Source organism: Mojavia sp. (assembly GCF_059505145.1).
Genome location: NZ_JCACKA010000084.1, coordinates 62,516 through 69,000 on the forward strand (window position 1 = coordinate 62,516; position 6,485 = coordinate 69,000).

Below are 6,485 nucleotides of genomic sequence, written 5' to 3' on the forward strand. Positions count from 1 at the left end.
TTTAAATGATAATAAGTGCTGGAAAAAGCTCATGGTAGACCTCAGTGGTACTTGGCTGGGAACCTACTGGCAAGAAGGAATCCCTAGCCGTTTTGAAGCAGTGTTTGTCCAAAGTGGCAATAATTTAAGTGGCTCTATTTTAGATGACAACTATTTAGGAGAAGCCCAAATTACTGGTGAAGTGATTGGGCGTAGCATCAGCTTTACCAAACGCTATTTAATTACCTCACCTTCTCCAATCAAATATATTGGAACCCTATCAGAAAATGAAGACTATATACAGGGAAAATGGAACATAGGTCGTCGCCACTCTGGCCCTTGGGAAGCTAGACGCAGTGGGGACAATTTGATGGCGGAACTACAAACTCGCTTAGAGCAGCAGATTCCCCAAACAACTAGTTAAAAAATGGTACTAAAATACCACAGTCAACCCATTTGTGAGTTGACCACCTTTCAAGTTCAAAGTCAGTGAGAAAATACCTTGACTCTAACTCTTTATTTCCTTCGTCACGGACAAACAGAATCCAGCCGTAAGAATGCTTTTTCCGGTTCTATAGACTCGGAGCTGACTCCAGATGGCTTGGAAATGGCCAAGGCGTTTGCGGCTGCATACATTTCTACTCCGTGGAAGGCGGTTTTTTCCAGTCCTATGAAGCGAACTTTGGCGACAGCAGCACCCCTTTGTGCAGCTATAGGGATGGAACCAGAACTAAGGGATGGTTTAAAAGAAATTAATTACGGTAAATGGGAAGGAAAAACGCCTGAAATAATCAGCCAAGAATATCACGATGATTATCTGCGTTGGTCAGCAGATCCAGCGTGGTATGGCCCAACTGACGGTGAAATGGCAATTACAATAGCTGCTCGCGCCTTGCAGGTAATTGAAGAAATCAAATCTGTTTACAGTAGTGGCAATATTTTAGTAGTTGCTCACAAGGCAACCATCAGAATTATTCTGTGCAGTCTGTTGGGTATTGATGTCGGACGCTTCCGCTATCGTTTAGGCTGCCCAGTTGGTTCGGTTAGTATTGTAGAATTTGGTTCACACGGGCCACTATTGAAAGCTTTAGCAGATCGTACCCATTTAGATGAGCGGTTACGCAATTTACCAGGAACTTGAACAATTCAAAATTCAAAAGCTAAATTTCTCAATTACGAATTGGTATCTGGTTCAGTATATTTGCAGAAAACATTTATCCCAATTTTGACAATATATAACACCACAATTGTGGCGATCGCACCATCAATCGGGATGCCATTTACTGCTGCAACAGCAACCAGCGAACCAATAACACTGTTAAACAAAGAAGCACTACCGGGGTTTTTGGTGTATTCTGTGATTTTGCCCCGTAAACCATCATCGCCGCAAATTTACGCCCGGATTTCAACAATAGTTAACTGCAACAGAGATTTACCTTTGCCATAATCTGTTTTGCCGAACTTCTCTTGCCAAAGTGCATCAAAACTCGCTTCTAAGTCACCGTTGTTTTGTTGCAAAGCAGTGAGCGCTGGTTGGGTTGTGGTATCGCCTTGGAGAATTTGCTGAAGTTCTTGGATTTCGACAGGGGTTAATTGGGCATTCATATATATTTAACTTAATTATTTATGGAGTATTTGTTAGTTCCTGAATCAACTCTTCAGGTGTGATAATTCTGGGAGTAACAACTGGAAAATCTCTAGGGTTGCGAGTAATAATAGCATCTAAGTGATTGAGTACCGCAGCGCTGTATTGAATAGCGTCTTCAAAATCTTTAAAGTTAGCAGTTAATGCCATATTGATTGTGGTACTGTCTACTGTTGCGACTTGACAGAAGGTTACAATTCTATTTAAAAGGGATAGAGCAGATGCTCGACCTTTATCTTTCCGAATGATGTAGTAGAGGTCACTAAAAGTAGAAGCAGAAAGATAACCTTCTATTTGTTTTTGATAAATAAATGAGAATACTTGTATAGTGTTGCTGTAAAAGGGATGGCGTTCAAGAGCAAAATCCAAAATTATATTAGTGTCTAGTAAGACTCTCACAGATTATGTTTCTCCCTCAAATATTCCCATTTGGCTTGGTCAGGGTCAAAATCTGAAGGAGTTGGCTCTGTACTTTCCAACCACTCTTTCAAAATGGGTATAGAGCATTCCACTATTCTTTTTTGCTTTTCAGGCTGGGACTGAATTTGATTTTCTCTAGAACTTTCCAAGGATGGAACTGGCTGCAAAATAATCACTTCTACCGTCCCTGGAGCAATATTTAGAGGTTCGTCAATAATTAAATGACCGGATTCGTCAATTGTGGCGTTCAGCTTGTAGGCTTGCATATTGCTTTTCCTCATCTATATATAATTAAATAATATTTCAGGCAATTTCACAGATTATGTTTCTCCTTTAAAGCTTTCCATCGGGCTTGGTCTGGGTCAAAATCAGAAGGCGTAGGTTGTGTTTTTTCAAACCAGCCTTGCAAAGCTTTGATTTTTGTTTGTCTTTTCGGCTTCTCTGGCTGTGACTCAGTAAAAGTTTCCAAGGATGGAACTGGCTGCAAAATAGTACCTGAATCAACGATCGCAGTTATAAGTGAATGTCTTGTCGTCACCAACATTACAACATTAAGTCTTAACGCTACGACATTAAGGCTTAACGCTATAACCTTAAGGCTTAACGCTACAACATTAAGGCTTAAAGTTACGACATTAAGGCTTAACATTACAACATTAATCACCAGCATCATTAAGATTAAGGCTTAAGGTTACGACATTAAGGCTTAACATTACAACTTTTTGACAAAAGCTTATGCGATCGCTCTTTAGGGTAGTGCGCTCTGTGCGATCGCAACCAATGCTTAAATAAAACTTATGAATGATTTGACGTTGGCAATAAATCTTGCACTGCGTTCTACGGCTCTGTTTCTAGCCTATCTCGCGCTGCCCAAATTGCCTTGTGATACTCTCCAGCGCACTCTTTACCCGTCGCTTCGCGCCAAATGGTTTGAAACTGACTTTCGCCTAACTGCTGGAGCATACGGGCTAAATCATTGATATCTGAACCAAGCCACTCTTCATTATGCTCTAGGTCAATGGCTAAAGTACTAATGTAAATTTGCAAAGCCTCAGCATAATTTTCTTGAGCTTCTAAAACCCTTCCCCACTTACCCAATGTTTGTGAAGCCTTACGCCAATCACGGAATTGTTCAAAAACTTTATAGGTTTTTTGATAATAATCAACAGCCACATCAAACTGCCGTTGCTCTTGGGCTACTATGCCCAGGTGGTGATATTCTCTAGCAGCACTGGTCTTTTTAGGAACAAAAGGCGTATACGGTTCCTGCTGATACAACACAGGCACAAGCCAATCTTGTAAAGGTAAATTTCCTTTAGGACTGGGGCGCATTTTGTCAATAGACATGGACTTACGGCCTGCTGCAACTGCTGTGGCGATACACTCTCCCCTGACTAATTCCCTTCACGCAGAGGTTAGCTAATTACGGAAATGAAATCAGCAAATTCTATTGGACTAGGCTTTTAATTCAGTACAGATACAGCGATAATTTACTCAAATCATCACCGAGTTATTTCATGCTGCCAGTTATTGAAAGCATTGTATTACGTCAAATGGCTTCGGGCGATCGCCTCTACTTACAACTATACAAATTCATCGGCGCTCAACCTGGTAAAAAGGTTTACATTCAATCTAATTTGCACGGTGCAGAAATTGCTGGTAATGCCGTCATTCACCAGTTAATTGAGTTTTTATTAACAATAAATGATACTAATTTAATAGGAGAAATTTGGTTGGTTCCCGTGTGTAATCCAATGGGTACAAATGAGCGCGCTCATCATTTCTCTTCTGGACGATACTGCATTTACGAAGCCAAAGACTGGAACCGCATTTTTTGGGACTATGAAAAAGAAGCTGATGATTTAGTAGCTTTTACTAAATCTCAACTTCATATAAATACAGAGGTCGTTAGACAAAATTATCTAACTATAATTAAAGAAAAGTTTGCTAAAATTTTAGAAAAAATTAATTCTTCTAGTAATGTCCCTTATACTGAGCTTTTTGCCTACAAACTACAAAGTCTCAGTTTAGATGCAGATTACTTAATTGATTTACATAGTTCTACAAATCAAGCTTTAGACTACGTTTATTACTTCCGAAATCGAGAAGATAGTGCAAAATACTTCCTGCTTGATTTCGGAATATTGCTTGATAAATATGATGGTGATGCTTTTGATGAAGCTTTTATCAAACCTTGGTTAGCACTGGAAGCTTGTTTTAAAGATTTGGGTAGAGAAATCAAGTTTGATATGGAAGCTTGGACACTAGAATTAGGCTCAGGAATGCAAATGAACCCTGATTCAGTTGCCAAAGGTGTACGGGGTGTGAAAAACTATTTAGCGCAAAAAGGTGTACTGCAAATTCCTAATTTATCAGATGAGATAAAAACCCATGAAATGACTTTTACATCTAGCAGCAACCGGAAAAAATATTATGCGATCGCGGGTGGCATGATCCAATCTAGAATCGAATTAGGTAGCACAGTCAAAGCAGGAGATAGACTGTACCAAATTCTTAGTTTTAATAAAGAAGGTAAATTACCTAATGTAATTGATGTTTGCGCTGAACAAGATGGATTAGTTTACGATATTTCCAGCAATCAGGCTGTGAATGAAGGTGAATTTGTACTAGGAATTCTTGAGTCGTGACTTCTAGTAGAGACTGCTGATGAACGGTAATAATTCAATCAATCCTGATCTGCCAGCAGCAAAATAAACTAATAATTATTTATAATAGTTATCCATTATAAAACAAGAATACTCTTATTTATAATTTATTAAGAAAACCTTTAGCCCGTAAAGTAAATTAAAACGGTGTAATGCTCCGACAGGAATATTAAACTACAGCGTAAGCACTCATCAATATAGTATTATCTAGATTAACTTGTTAAAATCTCATAATTTTCTATTAATCTAGTATTCATGTCATATTGCAATACAATTGCAGCATAGTATTTACATTAAAGCAATATTCTCTAAGAGATAAAAGCTCCTTGAGTTTGTGTGGTCTTATCTCTTTTTTTTGCATTTAAGCGCAATATATTTAGTAGTAGATTAAACTTAAACAAAGGCAATCTTCAGAAAATGCCAGGGTGATCTTATGTTTGTTCTGTGTTTAAGCAAGAAATCAAATTATCCCAACTGTAAAGTATGACGGTGGAGCTAAAGGTGACTAGTATTGATAATGACATCTTCTCTTTTTCAGGAGAAGTATCGATTCCCCAAGCTCCTCCTGAATTCAAATCAGGATTTATCGGCATTATTGGTCGCCCTAATGTCGGTAAATCTACTTTAATGAATCAATTAGTAGGTCAAAAAATTGCTATCACTTCACCGATAGCGCAAACTACACGCAATCGTTTGCGGGGGATTTTAACTACACCAGAAGCACAGCTAATTTTTGTGGATACACCAGGTATTCATAAACCCCATCATCAATTGGGGGAAGTGCTGGTACAAAATGCCAAAATTGCAATCGAATCAGTAGATGTGGTGTTGTTTGTAGTAGATGGAACAGTACCTTGTGGTGCAGGCGATCGCTTTATTGCTGATTTGCTGACTCGCAGCGAAACACCAGTAATTTTGGGGTTGAATAAAATTGACCAACAAGCAACAGACTCCCAACTAATAGATGATAGTTACATAAAGTTGGCTGAGTCTCATCAATGGCAAACAGTGAAATTTTCTGCCAAGACCGGTGCAGAATTGCCACAACTGCAAAACTTATTAATTGAACATTTAGAAACCGGGCCTTATTACTATCCTCCTGACTTAGTAACAGACCAACCAGAACGCTTTATTATGGGGGAATTGATTCGAGAACAGATTTTGCTGTTAACTCGTGAAGAAGTTCCCCATTCAGTAGCGATCGCTATTGATTTGGTGGAAGAAACCCCAACTATTACCCGTGTACTCGCCACCATAAACGTCGAACGAGATTCCCAAAAAGGCATTCTCATTGGCAAAGGTGGCTCAATGCTAAAAGCGATCGGTAGTGCAGCGCGCGAACAAATTCAAAAGTTAATTTCTGGCAAAGTCTACCTAGAACTGTTCGTGAAAGTACAACCTAAATGGCGGCAGTCTCGCGTTAGTTTAGCAGAGTTGGGTTATCGCGTGGAAGAGTAGCAATAAAGCAGGGGGCAGGGGGAAAGTTAATTGTCGGACTTACGCACCCAAGCCTGAAACCCCGATCCCCCCTAGCCCCCCTTTTTAAGGGGGGAACGTCTAAAGCCACGCCACTGAGGGAGTCGGGGAACCCGCAAGGGCGCAGTGGCTGCCCTTTCTAAGGGGGTTGGGGGATCTGAGTGCGTAAGTTCTGAATTGAATAATTATTCTTGCTTCCAGCCCCCAGTCCCCTTGTCCCCTTGTCCCCTTCCAGCCCCCAGTCCCTAATCCCCAGTTCCTAATCCCCAGTCCCTAATCCCCAGTTCCTAATCCCCAGT

The 6,485-nt window shown here is 40.0% G+C and carries 10 protein-coding genes; 4 read left to right on the forward strand and 6 right to left on the reverse strand.

Annotated features, from left to right (window positions below; genetic code table 11):
* Positions 1 to 31 precede the first annotated feature (31 nt).
* Together AC5JL8_RS24895 and AC5JL8_RS24900 are read left to right on the forward strand one after the other, a co-directional pair.
* Entirely contained in the window at positions 32 to 403 is a 372-nt protein-coding gene (locus AC5JL8_RS24895) for a hypothetical protein (protein ID WP_495882352.1), read from the forward strand.
* 78 nt (positions 404 to 481) lie between these two features.
* Entirely contained in the window at positions 482 to 1,120 is a 639-nt protein-coding gene (locus tag AC5JL8_RS24900) for a histidine phosphatase family protein (protein ID WP_495882353.1), read from the forward strand.
* Positions 1,121 to 1,152: 32 nt separating this feature from the next.
* Here the strand turns inward: AC5JL8_RS24900 and AC5JL8_RS24905 are convergent, their stop codons facing one another.
* The 6 genes from AC5JL8_RS24905 to AC5JL8_RS24930 form a co-directional block, all read right to left on the reverse strand.
* Complete coding sequence (locus AC5JL8_RS24905; protein WP_495882354.1) at positions 1,153 to 1,305, reverse strand: hypothetical protein; 153 nt, start codon at positions 1,303 to 1,305, stop codon at positions 1,153 to 1,155.
* A 66-nt stretch (positions 1,306 to 1,371) separates the two neighbouring features.
* Positions 1,372 to 1,584, reverse strand: a complete 213-nt coding sequence (locus AC5JL8_RS24910) for a hypothetical protein (RefSeq protein WP_495882355.1) — start codon at positions 1,582 to 1,584, stop codon at positions 1,372 to 1,374.
* Positions 1,585 to 1,603: 19 nt separating this feature from the next.
* A complete protein-coding gene (locus AC5JL8_RS24915) occupies positions 1,604 to 2,023 on the reverse strand; it encodes a type II toxin-antitoxin system VapC family toxin (protein ID WP_495882356.1) in 420 nt (139 codons plus the stop codon).
* Positions 2,020 to 2,310, reverse strand: coding sequence for a hypothetical protein (locus AC5JL8_RS24920; RefSeq protein ID WP_229484378.1), 291 nt, complete (start codon positions 2,308 to 2,310; stop codon positions 2,020 to 2,022). The genes AC5JL8_RS24915 and AC5JL8_RS24920 overlap by 4 nt, the downstream gene beginning before the upstream one ends.
* Positions 2,311 to 2,357: 47 nt before the next feature.
* Complete coding sequence (locus AC5JL8_RS24925) at positions 2,358 to 2,717, reverse strand: hypothetical protein (protein ID WP_495882357.1); 360 nt, start codon at positions 2,715 to 2,717, stop codon at positions 2,358 to 2,360.
* A gap of 164 nt (positions 2,718 to 2,881) precedes the next feature.
* A complete protein-coding gene (locus AC5JL8_RS24930) occupies positions 2,882 to 3,391 on the reverse strand; it encodes a tetratricopeptide repeat protein (protein WP_495882358.1) in 510 nt (169 codons plus the stop codon).
* Between the two features lie 170 nt (positions 3,392 to 3,561).
* Between AC5JL8_RS24930 and AC5JL8_RS24935 the strand changes: the two genes are divergently transcribed.
* Together AC5JL8_RS24935 and era are read left to right on the forward strand one after the other, a co-directional pair.
* Entirely contained in the window at positions 3,562 to 4,692 is a 1,131-nt protein-coding gene (locus AC5JL8_RS24935) for a succinylglutamate desuccinylase/aspartoacylase family protein (RefSeq protein ID WP_495882359.1), read from the forward strand.
* 501 nt (positions 4,693 to 5,193) lie between these two features.
* Positions 5,194 to 6,168 carry a GTPase Era gene (gene era / locus AC5JL8_RS24940; RefSeq protein WP_495882360.1) on the forward strand — a complete coding sequence of 325 codons (975 nt, stop codon included), beginning with the start codon at positions 5,194 to 5,196 and terminating at the stop codon, positions 6,166 to 6,168.
* Positions 6,169 to 6,485: the final 317 nt, after the last annotated feature.

What these genes read in the sequence shown, in the direction of transcription:
- AC5JL8_RS24895 (WP_495882352.1), top strand. Translation starts at nt 32, where the DNA reads ATGGTAGACCTCAGTGGTACTTGGCTGGGAACCTACTGGCAAGAAGGA.
- AC5JL8_RS24910 (WP_495882355.1), bottom strand. Translation starts at nt 1,584, where the DNA reads ATGAATGCCCAATTAACCCCTGTCGAAATCCAAGAACTTCAGCAAATT.
- AC5JL8_RS24920 (WP_229484378.1), bottom strand. Translation starts at nt 2,310, where the DNA reads ATGCAAGCCTACAAGCTGAACGCCACAATTGACGAATCCGGTCATTTA.
- AC5JL8_RS24925 (WP_495882357.1), bottom strand. Translation starts at nt 2,717, where the DNA reads ATGATGCTGGTGATTAATGTTGTAATGTTAAGCCTTAATGTCGTAACT.
- AC5JL8_RS24930 (WP_495882358.1), bottom strand. Translation starts at nt 3,391, where the DNA reads ATGTCTATTGACAAAATGCGCCCCAGTCCTAAAGGAAATTTACCTTTA.
- AC5JL8_RS24935 (WP_495882359.1), top strand. Translation starts at nt 3,562, where the DNA reads ATGCTGCCAGTTATTGAAAGCATTGTATTACGTCAAATGGCTTCGGGC.
- era (WP_495882360.1), top strand. Translation starts at nt 5,194, where the DNA reads ATGACGGTGGAGCTAAAGGTGACTAGTATTGATAATGACATCTTCTCT.